Origin of the sequence: Pseudoalteromonas sp. NZS100, from assembly GCF_015864815.1 — a bacterium.
Lineage (GTDB): Bacteria > Pseudomonadota > Gammaproteobacteria > Enterobacterales > Alteromonadaceae > Pseudoalteromonas > Pseudoalteromonas distincta.
In genome coordinates this window covers 1-15802 of sequence record NZ_JADYWM010000030.1, presented here as the reverse complement: position 1 = coordinate 15802, position 15802 = coordinate 1, and the positions used below count along the sequence as shown (strand labels likewise).

Genomic DNA, 15802 nt, shown 5'->3' with positions numbered 1-15802 from the left:
CCTTGCCTACTTAGGTTGTCTTTGGCAACTCAGGATAAATACTTTTTAATTAAGCTTCTGAAAATTCTTCTTTTGATAACTCACCATTTTGGTCGGTATCAAGCTCAGAAAACATGCTCATTAATTTTGCGTCTACTGATGCTTCTGCTTGGCTAATTGTGCCACTGCCGTCTACATCAAGTGTGTCAAAATCTGTTGCTGCAAAAGCGGCTGAAGAAGATGCAATAGCGATAAGTGCTAAAGTTTTATTAATGCTTTTCATAATATGTATCCTTCAAATTTATGTGTGTGCGATTAAGTATTTCACTTTGAATCACGATTTCGTTCAGTACACCCTGACTATTACAACTTAAATGCCAACATTTAAAAGTCATTAACTTTCAATGAGTTAAAAATAAAACGTACAATAAGTAGGAATTTTCAGAGTTATTACTGTTGCCTTTTCGCAACACGCTTTAGAGGTAAAAAACTAAAGTTATTAAAAACAAATAGTTATGTTTATATAAAAAGATACATTTTAAAATATAGAGCTATAAAAGGAGGGATTTTAAAAAATAGTTAAGGTTAATTTTAACGAAGTAGCTATAACAACAAAAAACAAGCCATAATAAAAAATACGTAAAACATTGTTTTATTTGAATAATATTTTTAATTATATAAAAACAAAAAAATACTTTATAAATACTCACTTAAAACGCCATTTTGTTGCAAATAAGCGAAAAACGATTTATTCAACGGTGGGCTCAAGCGCAGATGGGTCTATAAAATGCTCTTTCATAAAGGTTTTCATTTCATCCTCGCTTGCTAGTAGCTTAATCCCGCAGTGCACACCTGCGGCATGCTCTTTAACACTGCAAATTTCACCTTCAAAATCTTTATCACTACTATTGAGTACGACAGTGCATTGCATATCTTTAATACCTTCAGCTTGCTGATCGCCTCTAATATCAAACATTACACCAGTGAGTGAAATGTCCTTAATAAGGCCTTCAAGCACTCTATCGTCACTTAGTTTTAGCTTTGCAGGTAACAAGGTAGGTATGCGTGTTTGCGAGCGTAGCGCAAATAGCTGCACTTGCTTAGGAAAATTAATAAAGACGAGTTTAGCGGGATGAGAGGCTACTGACATAATTTGCTGGCGAAACGCAATAACTTGCCCGCCACTGCCTTCAATCAGTGCTCTTACAACAACCATTACACCATCACGTAAATAGTCACTCGCTGCAGGTAAACGCTTAGCATTGGGATAATTTAAAATAATAAACTGTTTATCGAGTAAACCAACTAATTCAGTTTTAACACGCTTACTGCTTGTAGGTGTTAATATTTCTAGGTCAACTAAGCTGCCTACACTTATATGCTTTAGCTTTTCTAAATTTGTTGGCATATCCCTTTCCCAATAGTTCGTAATTTAAAACTTAAGCCGCTCGTTTATCCACGCCAAAAAGTAGGCGTAAATAACACTAATAAAGTAAATATTTCTAAACGACCAAACACCATTGCAATGGTAAGCAACCATTTAGCACCATCGGTTATAGCACCATAATGCGACGCTACATCTCCTAAACCAGGCCCTAAGTTATTTAAACAAGCCGCAGTGGCTGAGAACGCAGTTATGTTATCCATACCCGTGCCCATAAGCGCTAACATGATAATAATAAATACCAGCGCATATGCAGAGAAAAATCCCCACACGGCTTCTACTACTTTGTCTGGCAACGCCTTACGACCCAGCTTGATTGAATATATAGCACGAGGATGCACTAAACGATTAAGCTCACGCACGCCCTGCAAATAAAGTAAAAATACGCGCACTACTTTCATACCACCACCGGTAGAGCCTGCACAGCCACCAATAAAGCTCGAAAATATAAGTAAAATAGGTAAAAACAAAGGCCATGTTGAAAAGTTATCAGTAGCAAAGCCTGCTGTTGTACTCATTGAAACAGCTTGAAATAACGCCTGATCGAGGGTTTCATCGCCATTAGCAAATATTTCGTTAGAGGAAAGTACAGTAAAACAAATAACCACCAGCGCTAATTGAATACACAAAAACACCTTAAACTCTGGATCTCTAATATAAACTTGTATGTTTCGGCTCGCCACTGCGGCGTAATGCAGGGAGAAGTTAACAGCGGCAATAATTAAAAAGAACACACAAATAAAGTTAATTACAGGGCTGTCAAAGTGCCCCATGGAGGCGTCGTAAGTAGAAAAGCCACCTATCGCCACCGTTGAGAATGCATGACATATAGCATCAAACCACTCCATTCCTGCAACCCAATAAGCCAGCATACAAGTAATAGTCAACGACACATAAATATACCAAAGGTGCTTTGCAGTATCGGCAATTCGCGGGGTCATTTTAGAATCTTTTACAGGCCCAGGTATTTCAGCGCGGTACAACTGCATACCACCAACACCTAGCATTGGGAGTATAGCAACAGCGAGTACGATTATCCCCATACCGCCAAACCACTGGAGTTGCTGGCGATAAAACAATACCGACTTGGGTAAATACTCAATACCGGTAAGTACTGTAGCGCCGGTGGTTGTTAAGCCAGAAAATGCTTCAAATACCGCATCGGCGAGCGATAAATTAGGTTCTTGTAAAAAGATAAGTGGCAAGGACGCAAACGCCCCAAGTACCAGCCAAAACAAAACAACAATTAAAAAGCCTTCACGTGCTTTTAAATCACCGTTTTCATGGCGGTTTGGGTAATAAGCCATCATGCCAATAACAACACTAAAGATAAATGCTAAAACAAAGGGAACACCACCACCGTCTTTGTATATTAAAGACACCAGTGCCGGAGGCACCATGGTAATACTAAACAGCGCAACAAGTTGGCCAAGAATTTTTATGATGGTACGAAATTGCATTTAGCTTGTCGCTTTTATTATTAGTAAATTCAGGCTGAGTAGTATCAACCAAATTAAATAGGGTCAGTATGCATTATATGCAATTTGTGTAGGTTATTACTCTTTAATAGTTAACTCAACTGCGCCGTGACTTAAATCAAAAATATCTTTGATTGCTTGCTGAGCTTCGCGGCTATCGATTGTAATCACCCACTCAATATTAGCAGTAAATTGCTTATCAATATTAAGCACTTGATACTTTGTTTTTAATAACTGCTCAATCGCGCCTTGCATGCTGTACTCGCTACTCCCAGTAATTTCAACGCTGGGAACTTTAAGCACCGTTTGCAATTTTACTAGTGCATTATTTAATGAGCCACCATAAGCACGTACTAGCCCGCCGGTGCCTAATTTTATGCCGCCAAAATAACGTGTCACCACGGCAGTGATTTCGCCAAGGCCCGAACCCACCAGCACATTTAACATAGGCTTTCCTGCAGTGCCATTAGGTTCACCATCATCCGAAAAACCATAAACATGGCTGCCACCAGGGTTGCCTGCCACATGTGCCCAGCAGTTATGACGTGCATCGCTATACTTTTCTTCAATGCTTTTAATAAATTTTTTTGCTGAATTTAAATCGGGGGTGTGTGCAATGTGGACTATAAACGTACTTTTTTTTATTTCTTCTTGATGAAAAACGTCAGCAGCAGGATATTTATATTCAGACATATTTTAAACTTGTAAAAAGGGGGCCAAAAGGCCCCTTTAAATAATGTACGTATTTTAACGTGTATAAACTAATTAGTGTTAACTAGAATTAATCGAGCGCTAAATCTCGTGTCATATTCTCTAGGCTATCTTCGTGAACAATAATGTTATCTTCAATACGAATGCCGCCAAATGGTTTAAATGACTCTACCTTTTCCCAATTAATAAACTGCTTATTATCGGTTTGCGCTAAATCACCTAGCAGTGAATCAATAAAGTATAAACCTGGCTCAATAGTAAACACTTGGTTTTTTTCGATCAGGCGAGTACAACGCAAGAACGGATGCCCTTCAGGCGATGGTTGATGTGTGCCCTTTTCGTCACTCATAAAACCACCCATATCATGCACTTGTAAACCTAGGTGATGTCCTAGTCCATGCGGGAAGAAAGTAGATGTAATTTTACGCTCAACAATTTCCTCCGCGGGTAGGTTAACAATTTTAAAGTCACTAAGTATTTGTGCGATACGATTATGACATTCAACGTGTAAATCACCATAAAGCATACCCGGCTTTAAACCTTTACCTAACTCGATTTGTTGAACAGTCATCGCTTGTACAAGCTCAGCAAACTCACCCTGCTTTTTAAAATCATACGTACGAGTAATATCAGCAGCGTAACCATTAAAGTTTGCACCGGCATCAATTAAAAATGAGTTGTGGGTATGCGGCACTTTTGGATCAAAGTGCGTGTAGTGCAAAATAGCGCAGTTTTCGTTAAGCGCAACAATGTTGCCGTACGGCATTTCATTTTCGCTTTGACGTGTCGCCATTAAGTACGCTTGCTGAATATCAAACTCGCTACCACCATTAAAGAATGTATCGCGTGCAGCTTTATGCCCATCTACTGCAATGCGGTTAGCGTTGCGTAAACATTCAAGTTCGTACTGCGTTTTATAAGCGCGGTGGTAATGAAAATAGTTAAGTACAGGCTCAGGGTTCATAATACTAAAACCAAGAGCTTGCGCTACTTCAATGTATTCACCCATGTAAGCATATTTAGCTTTATCGTATGGTAATAACTTTTCTACTTGATCAGGCTGAAGTAGTAGCTCTATATCAAAGTACTCAGCCCAAAAGTCGCGAGGCTCGTCTGGTACTTTATGCCAAAAATCTACCGGGCGATAAAATATGAGTTTTGGCTTGTCGCTGCCATTTACCACAATCCAGCAATGAGGATTATCAATAACCGGTAACCATGCTTTAAACTGTGGATTAACTTTAAATGGATAATACATATCATCTAAAAACTGGCGCTTAGCTTGGCCTGAATGAATTACTAATCCTTCTAACCCTTCGCTATTACAAATTGTACGAGTACGCTGTTGCAGTGTTGCAATATGTTCGGCGTATAAAACGGCTAATTTATCCATTGTTAATCCATCTGTTAAATTTAACTTGCTATGAGTCTATCACTTATACCAATTGCATTAAATTAATGATCTATTATAGCGATAAGAAAATAGCTTAATAACAAGGCTAAAATTATGATACATAGTTGTTCTATATAAATAATTTTTAACGCAGTTATTGAGTTATTTAATACGCTAGAATGATCATGTTTTTAATAAAATTGGTATTACCCTCAGCGCTCAAAAAAGGGGATATCTAAACGCATTAGATATCCCCCTACTTTAAACTTATGCTTACTAACCGCCCATTTTCATTTCGAGTAGCGGCGCTAATACATTACCTTCTCGGCCCATTCTTGTATGGTAAACCTGCCTGTACGCAAATACATTTTTTACGTAATCGCGGGTTTCGCGATACGGAATAAGCTCTACCCATAACTCAGCCGGAATAGCGTCATCAGGTAACCAACGCTTTATACGGTGATAACCCGCATTATAAGAAGCCGTAGCCAGCACTTCATTGCCATGGTTTTTCTTTTTTAAGTACTGTAAGTAACTCGTACCTAACCTAATATTTGTTTTAGGTTGATATAAACGACTACTTGTCACACTGCCTTTATTTACATACTCAGCAGTACTTGGTAATAACTGCATTAAACCACGCGCATTAGCATGCGAGCGTGCATCTGGCGCAAAAGAGCTTTCGCGCCTTGCAATAGCAATACTCCAAGCAACATCTATCTTGCTACGTTTACTGTAGCGCTCAAAAACATCTTGAAACGCAAACGGAAAACGTTGCTCTACATTATCCCACGCTTTAATTTTTGCTAAAGTAAAAATAGTACTGTCGTGCCAACCTAAATCGGTAGATAACTGTGATGCTGCCAGCTTTTCTTCATCGCTAGAGGTATCCGTTAAGTAATTCCATTCACGGCGCGCCGACGTAAAGCGCTCAATATCATAAAGTGCTTTTGCACGCTTAAAGCCTGGTGCATTACTCACTTTATCTACAAGTACCTTATCGACTGCTAAAGGCTGATTATTTAAATCAACGGGCAACCCCAAACGTGCTGCAGCTAAAAAGCCGTAATAATCACGATTAGCCGCTACTTTCTTCCAAATGTCGTCTGCTTTTTGTTGCTCGCCACGTTGTGCATAGCTATAAGCTAACCAATATTGCTGACCAAGGCTTAAATTTTCTTTACCTGTAAAAAATGCAGCAATCCCTTCCCAATCTTGGGTTTTGAGCATATTGCCCAGTTGCCACTGAATAAGCTTGCTGTCTAGTCGCTCTTTTGGCACTTTATTTAGCCAAAAGCTCGCTTGTTTATGCCCGCTAGAGGCAAGTGACAATGCAAAGGTGTAATACACATCCGCTTTTTCTTCATCGCTGTACTTAAATATTTTTTCTAGCTTTTCCCATGCTTTTAAAGCTAGCTCTTTATCGCGCCAAACCAAACGCTTAACACCATAAATAGCTATTTGCCCTTCTTTAGCCGACTTGTTTTTATATCTATATAATCCAGCGGCTGCGCTTGGATCTTTTCGCACTTTTAAATATAAGTCAGCTAAGTAACGCTCCTTACTTGGTAATAAAGTTTTTAAGTAAGGTAATAAGCTTTGCGTTCCGCCTTGTGCAGCAAGTGTTACACGCTTCCAAACCGTTTCTTCTTTCATGTAGCCTTTTTTACGCCACGTAGAAAATAAACTATCACAACCATTAGGTTGCGATTTACCTACAGCCCATAAGTCGGTCACCTGATTTAGAATTGCCTTTTCGGGCGCACCTAAATCAAGCTGAAAATCTAAATAAGTACAAGTAAGCTCCGTATTAGACGTTTCACGATAGTTGCGGATATACGCCGCCTTTTCGTTGTTATCTTTTAAATATTCTAACCACGCTTTGCGCACCGGCCACTCAAGCGGCGTATGCTGGTATATATTTAAATATTCTTCTATTTCTGCCTGATGTTTAATGCTCGGATGGCGCTGCCAATACGTTTTTTCAACATAAGGTTTTAGCGGATGATTTAGGTTACTAACCGCTTGTTTAAAGTCTTGGTAACTGCCGTACCTTACTTTTTTTTCGGCATCTAAAAATGCATCGTTATCGATACTTGCCTCGGCAGAATGAAGAGGAAAAATGAATGCAGCTGCCGCAACACTTAGTAAATATTTTTTCATAATGTCCTTTAATAAAAATTAAAGTTGTGAATAAAAACTCTTCAACCACCTTAGCACCAAACCAGCTATATTTTAACCAGTCGATTGTAACCGAGTTAAATTTTTCGTTGCATTTTTAATTTAAAGCAAGCACACTGATTGAAATGCAAACTCATCGTACCAGTCTTAGTTCGTCAACTAGGGAGAATAATAATGTTATATAAAAGCGATTCCTTTGAAGTTAGCTTCCTGAAGGAAAACATCGCCGAGTTTAAGTTTTGTGTTGCAGGTTCTGTAAACACACTATCTCAAAAAACTCTTTCAGATTGCGCAGCAGCATTAAAAGAATTAGCCGCCAATACTGATATCAAAGGCATGATTTTTACCAGTGATAAAGACCACTTTATTATTGGTGCCGATATCTTCGAATTTTTACCTACATTTACTAAACCTGAAGAAGAATTAGTAGTGTGGATCAAAAACGCAACCGACGTTTTTGATGCAATTGAAGATTTACCATTCCCAACTCTAAGCGCTATAAACGGTATGGCACTTGGCGGTGGTTGTGAGTGGGCACTTGCTACCGATTATCGTGTGGCAAGCGAAACAGCTAAAATGGGCCTACCAGAAGTTAAACTTGGCATAATGCCAGGGTTTGGTGGCACAGTGCGATTACCACGTATCATTGGCGCCGATAACGCGATGATGTGGATTACCTCAGGCGCAGAAAACCGCGCAGCAGATGCCCTTAAAGTAGGTGCGTTTGATGCGGTAGTTAGTGCTGACAAACTTCTAGAGTCAAGTGTATCAACACTTGAACTGGCGATTGCTGGCAAGCTAGATTGGCAAGCAAAACGCAACGTAAAACTACAGCCACTTAAATTAAACCGTGTTGAGCAAGGCATGAGCTTTGCTATGGCAGAAGGTATGGTAATGGGTAAAACCAAAGGCCACTATCCTGCACCGGTTATGGCTGTACGTACTATTAAAGCAGCGGCAAACTGTACTCGCGATGAAGCAATGGCAATCGAAAATGCCAACTTTGCTAAATTAGCACGTACACCAGAAGCAGCTGCACAGACAGGTATATTCCTAGCTGACCAATACATTAAAGGTAAAGCACGTAAATTTGCTAAGCACAGCGATGTAGAAATCAAACAAGCCGCTGTATTAGGTGCTGGTATTATGGGTGGCGGTATTGCATACCAGTCTGCTTATAAAGGTACACCTATTATAATGAAAGACATCCAACAAGATGCGCTTGATTTAGGTATGGGTGAAGCATCTAAATTATTAGGTGCAAAAGTTAAGCGTGGTCACATGCCAATGGAAAAAATGTTGGCAACACTTAGCAAAATTAAGCCAACACTTAACGAGTCAGACCTACAAAGTGCCAACATCATTGTTGAAGCCGTTGTAGAAAACCCTAAAGTTAAGCAAGCAGTACTCGCTGATCTTGAAAAGAACATGCCAGAAGGCACTGTACTTACTTCAAATACATCGACTATTTGTATTGATTTACTAGCACAAGCGCTAGATAAGCCAGAAAATTTCTGTGGTATGCACTTTTTCAACCCTGTGCCAAAAATGCCATTAGTAGAAATTATCCGTGGTGCAAAAACCTCAGATAAAACAATCAATGCAGTAGTCGATTACGCGCTTAAATTAGGTAAATCGCCAATTGTTGTTAACGATTGCCCAGGCTTTTTTGTAAACCGTGTTTTATTCCCTTACTTTGCAGGTTTTAGCAAATTAGTGGTTGAAGGCGCTAACTTTGCAAAAGTAGATAAAGTAATGGAAAACGTATTTGGCTGGCCTATGGGTCCGGCTTACTTACTTGATGTTGTAGGTATTGATACAGCGTTCCATTGTACTGGCGTAATGGCTGACGGTTTCCCTGAGCGTATGGCGCGTGCTGATAAAGACCCTGTGACTATTTTTGCCAACGAAAAACGTTTTGGTCAAAAGAACAAAGCCGGTTTTTACAAATACGAAACAGATCGTCGCGGTCGTCTTAAAAAGTCTCATGACGAGACAGCAATTGAGCTATTAAGCCCAATTACAGACGCACCAAAAGAATTTGATAAACAAGAAATCATCGACCGTTGTATGATTCCAATGATCAACGAAGTGCTACTGTGCTTGCAAGAAGGTATTGTTGCCTCACCGCAAGAAGCAGATATGGCATTAGTTTACGGTGTTGGTTTCCCTCCATTTAGAGGCGGCGCGTTCCGTTACTTAGATCAAACTGGTTTAGCTAACTTTGTTGCAGCAGCAGACAAATACGCTCACCTAGGTGCGATTTACCAAGTATCTGAACAAACTCGCAAGTGGGCCGAAGAAGGTCGTGTTTTCTATAAGGTGGAAGGTTAATATCATGAATAATCCAGTAATTGTAGATTGTATCCGCACACCAATGGGTCGCTCTAAAAGTGGTGTATTCAAACATAAACGTGCAGAAGACTTAAGCGCACATTTAATGAAAGGCTTACTAGATCGCAACCCAGCAGTTGATCCAGCATCAATTGACGATATTTATTGGGGTTGTGTACAGCAAACATTAGAGCAAGGCTTTAACGTAGCGCGTAACGCATCATTGCTTGCCGGTATTCCGCACAGCGTTCCTGCTGTTACGGTTAACCGTTTATGTGGCTCTTCTATGCAAGCATTGCATGACGCAGCACGCGCAATAATGACAGGCGCTGGCGACACTTACCTAATTGGTGGTGTTGAGCACATGGGTCACGTACCTATGACTCACGGCAACGACTTTCACCCAGGCTTAGCAACATCAATTGCACAAGCGTCTGGCTCTATGGGCTTAACAGCAGAATACCTTGCTACGCTTCATGGCATTAGCCGTGAGCAACAAGATGAATTTGCTTACCGTTCACATCAACGAGCACAAGCTGCAACTGTTGAAGGCCGTTTCCGTCGCGAAATTTTAGCAATGGAAGGTCACGCAGCAGATGGTTCGCTTATCTTAGTTGAAGACGACGAAGTAATTCGCCCAGAAACAACAGTAGAAGGCTTATCAAAGCTTCGCCCTGTATTTAACCCTGCATCGGGTACGGTAACAGCCGGTACTTCTTCTGCACTTTCTGACGGCGCATCTGCAATGTTAGTAATGAGCGAAGAAAAAGCAAAAGAACTTGGTTTACCAATTCGTGCACGTATTAAAGCAATGGCAGTCGCTGGTTGCGATCCATCAATTATGGGTTACGGCCCAGTACCAGCAAGTAAAAAAGCACTTGCACAAGCCGGTATTACAATTGATGACTTAGGTGTAGTAGAACTTAACGAAGCCTTTGCAGCTCAATCATTACCTGTAATGAAAGATTTAGGGTTAATGGATGTAGTTGACGAAAAAGTGAATTTAAATGGCGGCGCAATCGCACTTGGTCACCCACTGGGTTGTTCGGGTTCGCGTATTAGCACATCGCTTATTCACTTAATGGAAGACAAAAATGTACGATACGGTTTAGCAACTATGTGTATTGGTTTAGGCCAAGGCATTGCAACTGTATTTGAACGTGTTCAAGACTAATTAGTTTAAACATGTAAAACCATCTTGGTGATTAAAAAGGCGAACTGATTTTATTCAGTTCGCCTTTTTTATTAGCTTCAATTTATAAAAACGTCCCATTATCAAACAAGCATGTAACAGCGTAATTATGTGATCGGGCGTATTATTAAATAAAGCATTTTGAAACTGCTAAAAGCATTAAGTAAAATAGTTAAATTACACATAAAATTGCGTTAAACTGCAAAACTTATTAATTGCTATATCTAAGCACTCGCGTACACAGCAATCACTTTAATTAAACAGGCCAATTTATTATGAGCTTTGATAATCCCGATCACCAATTAGATGCCATAGGCCTTCGCTGCCCAGAGCCAGTAATGATGGTACGTGCTGCTATTCGTAAAATGAGTGATGGTGAAACGTTATTAATAACTGCTGATGACCCATCAACCACTCGCGACATTCCGAGTTTTTGTACGTTTATGGATCACACGCTGGTGGCTAAAGATGCAGAAGAAGCACCGTATAGATATGTGGTTAAGAAAGGGCTTTAAAATAACGTAGGTTGGGTTGAGTTTTACGAAACCCAACGTATCTTATAATAATCGAAATAATTTCACTCATCGTATATATCGTTTAACTTATTATCACTCCCTCAGTTACTCGGTAATTTTGAATCTTTGACATATCGATGAAAACTCGAAAAAGGCCAATTACTGGCTTTAGAAACATATTTATGTTTCACAGGGTTGTAGTGGATATAATTAATATGGTTATTTAAGTCTTCTTCATCTCTAATTTTATGCTCCCAATAACGGGCTGCCAAATTCCACGCTCTCCCTTCGCTATTCGACTTTTATTACAAAATTCTGTTGCTGGAAGCTCTCGAGAAAAGCCTGATTTTATAAGCCGCCTACGCATTGCATAATTATTATCGCCTTTTGGTAATTGCCAAATAACATGAAGGTGATCGGGCATGATAACGATTGCAATCGTCTTTATTGGATGCTTTTTTGCCACCTTTGAATACACACGACGTAATAACTCTATATTTTCCACGAGCAAATGCTGAGATCTATCTTCTAAATTTACCGTAAAAAAATAACATGCGCCCGCCTCTAACATACGTTTATAACGCATATTTTTACCTATAGAATAAACAGATAAATAAGAGTATAGATTAGTTTTGTTAATTATAATCAAGACAATTTTAAGTCAAACTTATCCATGATATTGTTGCACGGTTATAGCAACCACATAAACTTGTGTCTGGCGTAGGTTGTTTAATAACCACCAAAATAGTTTTATTCGCCACACATGTTGGGTTTCGTTTCACTCTACCCAACCTACGAAACCCCCTTGGTGTTAATGCTGAATAAATCCTACAACGTCCTTGTCACAAGTCCATCAACCCACTAGGGCTATTAAATAGCTAAAAATCACTTCTTCGTTATCGTCACTTGTGGCTTATCGTAGTCACTGTAATCAATACTTACTATGTATGTGCCTTTTATTGCTGGTGTGAAACTAAAGTAGTTATAAATAGTATTACAGTCTGCGATAGCTGGCTGGCCGAGTGTTAGTTTTTGCCCTGCTGGTTGTGCATCGCTGTAACCACAGTTGTAACCTTCACTAAAATCGGCATCGGCTATTTTAAATTCGTACACTTTACCTGGGGTCGAAAATTTAACTTGTGTTTGATAAAGCGCAGGGCCAACTGGCGCAAACTGATACTGGGGTTCTGCATCCCACAATGTAAAGTCGCCACGTAAGTAAATTGTGCGGTCAAGCTCTTGCTGTGGTAAAACATCATTAATCGAAATTTGGCTTGTACAGGCAGTAAGTAAACCAGCAATTGCTAAGGTGAAAATTCGTTTCATAGAAATCATCAATGGGTATCCTTTGCATACAGTGAAAACTAAAAAGCCAGCAAAACGCTGGCTTTTAAAATTGCTAATCGGTGTTATTTTTGTAAAACAGAAATATCCGCAATACCTAAAAACAATCCGCTTAGCTGGCTTAATAGCGCAAGACGATTTTGCTTAACAGCTTCATCGTCGGCCATAACCATTACGTTGTCAAAAAAGTTATCAACACTTTCACGAATACCCGCCAATTGGCTTAATGCTTCTTGGTAGTTTCCATCTGCGTAAAGTGGCGCAAGGTCAGTGGCAAATTTTGCTACTTGTGATGCCAATACTTTTTCGGCGTCGTCGCTTAATAAGCTCTCATCAACACTACCTTGGCTGGTAATGTCGTTTTTAGCCAGAATATTACCTACGCGTTTATTAGCCGCTGCAAGCGCTTCTGCTGCGTCTAATGTACGGAAGTGACTTACGGCTTTAACACGGCGGTCAAAATCAACAGGTTTAGTCGGACGACGTGCAAGCACTGCTTGAATTACGTCTACTTCAATACCTTCGTCTTGATACCAAGCACGGAAGCGCCCTAGCATAAATTCAAATACGTCAGTTGATACATTTAAGTTTGTTAACTTGTCGCCAAACAATGTTTGCGATTTAGCTACTAGGTCTAAAATATCAAGTGGTAGTTCTTTTTCTACCATGATGCGCAGTGCACCAATAGCAGCACGACGAAGAGCAAATGGGTCTTTGTCACCTTTAGGTGCTTGGCCTATACCAAAAATACCCACCAGCGTGTCAAACTTATCAGCAATCGCTACTGCGCAGCTAATTAAGTTTGTTGGTAGGTTATCTCCTGCAAAGCGTGGCATGTACTGCTCGTTTTGCGCTACGGCTACATCTTCGGCTTCACCATCGTGGCGAGCGTAATGCATTCCCATTACACCTTGCACGTCGGTAAATTCCATAACCATTTCAGTCATTAGGTCAGTTTTACTTAATAAGCCTGCACGCTGTGCTAGGTCTTTATCAGCACCTAATTGCTCAGCAATATAACCTGCAAGTTCACTAATACGCTGAGACTTATCTTTAAGCGTACCAAGTTGCTTTTGGAACAATACGCTATCAAGCGACTCTAATCGGCTTTCTAGGGTTTTCTTTTTATCTGTTTCAAAGAAGAACTGTGCATCGGCTAAACGCGGGCGCACTACTTTCTCGTTACCAGAAATAACCACACTTGGATCTTTACTTTCGATGTTAGATACAAACAAAAACTTATTTAAAAGTTTGCCGTTTTGATCTAATAACGGGAAGTATTTTTGATCGTCTTTCATGGTGTAAATTAACGCTTCGGCTGGTACATCTAAAAATGCTTCTTCAAATGTTGCCGTTAAAGTAACTGGCCACTCTACAAGTGATGTTACTTCTTCTAGTAAATCTTCATCCATTGCAACAACAGCGTTAACTGCGCTTGCAGCCTCTTCTATTTGTGCACGAATTTGCGCTTTACGTTGCTCGTAATCAGCAATAACGTAAGCAGATTTAAGTACGTCAAAAACGTCATCTGCATGGTTAATGCTAATTTTTTCTGGGTGATGAAAACGATGACCCTGAAGCTGGTTAGTTATTTGCTTACCAAGAATTTCGCCTTCAAGTAGCTCATCACCAAATAAAATAGTGACTGTATGCACAGGACGAATAAATTGTGTTTTATTCGCGCCCCAACGCATTGGTTTAGGGATTGGTAATTTACTTAACGCTTTAGTGATAGCATCTGTCATTAGGGTTTTAGTTTCTTGCCCTGCTACTTTAGCAATGTGCAATAACCAAGCGCCTTTATCGGTTTCAAGTGTTTGTGCGTCTTTTACTTCAATACCACAACCACGTGCCCAACCCATTGCTGCTTTTGTTGGGTTACCTTCGCTGTCAAACGCTGCCTTTGTTGCTGGACCACGCTTTTCAACTTCTTTGTCTTGTTGCTTAGCTTCAAGCGCTTTTACTTGTAAACCCAAACGACGAGGCGATGCATACCAGCTTACGCCTTGGTGTGCTAATTCTAATGTTTCTAGCTCTTGAGTTAAGTTTGCAGCAAAGGCTTCTGCTAGTTTACGCAGTGCTTTTGGTGGTAACTCTTCAGTGCCAATTTCTACTAATAAATTTTGTGCTGACATTTTACTTATCCTTACACAGCGGGAAACCAAGCGCTTCACGTTTGTCATAGTAACTTTGTGCACACGCTTTTGATAACGCACGAACGCGTAAAATATAACGCTGACGTTCGGTTACCGAAATTGCGTGGCGTGCGTCTAGTAAGTTAAATGCGTGCGATGCTTTCATTACTTGCTCGTATGCAGGTAGTGGTAAGTTAGCTTCAATTAACTTTTGGCTTTCTGCTTCACACTTATCAAACTGTGCAAATAAGTCTTCTACGTTTGCATGTTCAAAATTATAAGTAGATTGCTCTACTTCATTTTGATGGAACACGTCGCCGTATGTTACGCGCCCTAGTGGACCGTCTGCCCATACTAGGTCGTAAATGCTATCTACGCCTTGAATGTACATTGCTAAACGCTCTAGGCCGTAAGTAATTTCGCCTGTTACTGGTGAGCACTCTAAGCCACCCACTTGTTGAAAGTAGGTAAACTGCGTTACTTCCATGCCGTTTAACCAAATTTCCCATCCCAAGCCCCATGCGCCTAGCGTAGGTGATTCCCAGTTATCTTCTACAAAGCGAACTTCGTGAGTAAGGGTATCAATACCCATTGCCGCTAATGAGCCTAAGTAAAGCTCTTGGATGTTATCTGGCGATGGCTTTAAAACTACTTGGAATTGGTAGTAATGTTGTAGGCGATTTGGGTTTTCACCATAGCGGCCATCCGTAGGACGACGACACGGCTGAACGTACGCGCTCGACATTGGCTCTGGACCAATAGACTTTAAAAATGTTTGCGGGTGAAATGTCCCGGCGCCCACTTCCATATCAAGTGGTTGAATAATGACACAGCCTTGCTGCGCCCAATAATCCTGTAAAGCCAGGATCAAACCTTGAAAGGTTTTTACGTCATATTTTTGCATATTTGGCTTTTTACTATCTAAGAAGTAGCGTGAAAATTACCCTTAGTATACCGTGTGTACACTCAGGTTTTAAGCAGTTTGTGTAATTGAAAAAATAAAAAAGGAGCCATTAGGCTAATGCCAGTCAGTTAAGCTGACTGGCATCTTTCTTTTTATGGGGATACTTAGATGGTTTTGGCTTAACCCATCGGG

13 protein-coding genes are annotated in these 15802 nt (G+C 40.2%); 3 read left to right on the top strand and 10 right to left on the bottom strand.

Annotated features, from left to right (window positions below):
- Positions 1-49: 49 nt before the first annotated feature.
- From I6E69_RS19525 to I6E69_RS19500, 6 genes are all read right to left on the bottom strand, one after another.
- Positions 50-262: an EF-hand domain-containing protein gene (locus I6E69_RS19525; protein ID WP_004335175.1), complete on the bottom strand. Its 213-nt coding sequence runs from the start codon at positions 260-262 to the stop codon at positions 50-52.
- Positions 263-727: 465 nt separating this feature from the next.
- Complete coding sequence (locus tag I6E69_RS19520) at positions 728-1387, bottom strand: flagellar brake protein (RefSeq protein WP_039486472.1); 660 nt, start codon at positions 1385-1387, stop codon at positions 728-730.
- Positions 1388-1431: 44 nt separating this feature from the next.
- Entirely contained in the window at positions 1432-2883 is a 1452-nt protein-coding gene (locus tag I6E69_RS19515) for a TrkH family potassium uptake protein (protein WP_197122034.1), read from the bottom strand.
- 96 nt (positions 2884-2979) lie between these two features.
- Positions 2980-3594: a YigZ family protein gene (locus I6E69_RS19510; protein WP_197122031.1), complete on the bottom strand. Its 615-nt coding sequence runs from the start codon at positions 3592-3594 to the stop codon at positions 2980-2982.
- Positions 3595-3682: 88 nt separating this feature from the next.
- Entirely contained in the window at positions 3683-5005 is a 1323-nt protein-coding gene (pepQ, locus tag I6E69_RS19505) for a Xaa-Pro dipeptidase (RefSeq protein WP_197122028.1), read from the bottom strand.
- A 276-nt stretch (positions 5006-5281) separates the two neighbouring features.
- On the bottom strand, positions 5282-7168 hold the full coding sequence (locus I6E69_RS19500) for a transglycosylase SLT domain-containing protein (protein WP_182673063.1): 1887 nt from the start codon (positions 7166-7168) through the stop codon (positions 5282-5284).
- A 192-nt stretch (positions 7169-7360) separates the two neighbouring features.
- On the opposite strand from I6E69_RS19500, the gene fadB reads away from it, so the two are divergent.
- From fadB to tusA, 3 genes are all read left to right on the top strand, one after another.
- Positions 7361-9520 (top strand): fatty acid oxidation complex subunit alpha FadB, encoded by a 2160-nt coding sequence (fadB, locus tag I6E69_RS19495; protein WP_138489862.1) that lies wholly within the window; start codon positions 7361-7363, stop codon positions 9518-9520.
- Positions 9521-9524: 4 nt separating this feature from the next.
- On the top strand, positions 9525-10694 hold the full coding sequence (fadA, locus tag I6E69_RS19490; RefSeq protein WP_004335189.1) for an acetyl-CoA C-acyltransferase FadA: 1170 nt from the start codon (positions 9525-9527) through the stop codon (positions 10692-10694).
- A 293-nt stretch (positions 10695-10987) separates the two neighbouring features.
- Positions 10988-11227: a sulfurtransferase TusA gene (tusA, locus tag I6E69_RS19485; protein ID WP_007377644.1), complete on the top strand. Its 240-nt coding sequence runs from the start codon at positions 10988-10990 to the stop codon at positions 11225-11227.
- A gap of 223 nt (positions 11228-11450) precedes the next feature.
- Here tusA and I6E69_RS19480 read toward each other — a convergent pair whose 3' ends face one another.
- The 4 genes from I6E69_RS19480 to glyQ form a co-directional block, all read right to left on the bottom strand.
- Entirely contained in the window at positions 11451-11813 is a 363-nt protein-coding gene (locus tag I6E69_RS19480; protein ID WP_231619833.1) for a transposase, read from the bottom strand.
- 299 nt (positions 11814-12112) lie between these two features.
- Positions 12113-12562, bottom strand: coding sequence for a hypothetical protein (locus tag I6E69_RS19475; RefSeq protein WP_197122025.1), 450 nt, complete (start codon positions 12560-12562; stop codon positions 12113-12115).
- A gap of 74 nt (positions 12563-12636) precedes the next feature.
- Complete coding sequence (glyS, locus tag I6E69_RS19470) at positions 12637-14706, bottom strand: glycine--tRNA ligase subunit beta (protein ID WP_165743947.1); 2070 nt, start codon at positions 14704-14706, stop codon at positions 12637-12639.
- Between the two features lies 1 nt (position 14707).
- The gene (gene glyQ / locus I6E69_RS19465) at positions 14708-15610 is read right to left on the bottom strand and encodes a glycine--tRNA ligase subunit alpha (RefSeq protein ID WP_004335201.1); all 903 of its coding nucleotides are present in this window, start codon (positions 15608-15610) and stop codon (positions 14708-14710) included.
- Positions 15611-15802: the final 192 nt, after the last annotated feature.

Coding starts and splice junctions, on each gene's coding strand:
- I6E69_RS19525 (WP_004335175.1), bottom strand. CDS start 262: ATGAAAAGCATTAATAAAACTTTAGCACTTATCGCTATTGCATCTTCT.
- I6E69_RS19520 (WP_039486472.1), bottom strand. CDS start 1,387: ATGCCAACAAATTTAGAAAAGCTAAAGCATATAAGTGTAGGCAGCTTA.
- I6E69_RS19515 (WP_197122034.1), bottom strand. CDS start 2,883: ATGCAATTTCGTACCATCATAAAAATTCTTGGCCAACTTGTTGCGCTG.
- I6E69_RS19510 (WP_197122031.1), bottom strand. CDS start 3,594: ATGTCTGAATATAAATATCCTGCTGCTGACGTTTTTCATCAAGAAGAA.
- pepQ (WP_197122028.1), bottom strand. CDS start 5,005: ATGGATAAATTAGCCGTTTTATACGCCGAACATATTGCAACACTGCAA.
- I6E69_RS19500 (WP_182673063.1), bottom strand. CDS start 7,168: ATGAAAAAATATTTACTAAGTGTTGCGGCAGCTGCATTCATTTTTCCT.
- fadB (WP_138489862.1), top strand. CDS start 7,361: ATGTTATATAAAAGCGATTCCTTTGAAGTTAGCTTCCTGAAGGAAAAC.
- fadA (WP_004335189.1), top strand. CDS start 9,525: ATGAATAATCCAGTAATTGTAGATTGTATCCGCACACCAATGGGTCGC.
- tusA (WP_007377644.1), top strand. CDS start 10,988: ATGAGCTTTGATAATCCCGATCACCAATTAGATGCCATAGGCCTTCGC.
- I6E69_RS19480 (WP_231619833.1), bottom strand. CDS start 11,813: ATGCGTTATAAACGTATGTTAGAGGCGGGCGCATGTTATTTTTTTACG.
- I6E69_RS19475 (WP_197122025.1), bottom strand. CDS start 12,562: ATGATTTCTATGAAACGAATTTTCACCTTAGCAATTGCTGGTTTACTT.
- glyS (WP_165743947.1), bottom strand. CDS start 14,706: ATGTCAGCACAAAATTTATTAGTAGAAATTGGCACTGAAGAGTTACCA.
- glyQ (WP_004335201.1), bottom strand. CDS start 15,610: ATGCAAAAATATGACGTAAAAACCTTTCAAGGTTTGATCCTGGCTTTA.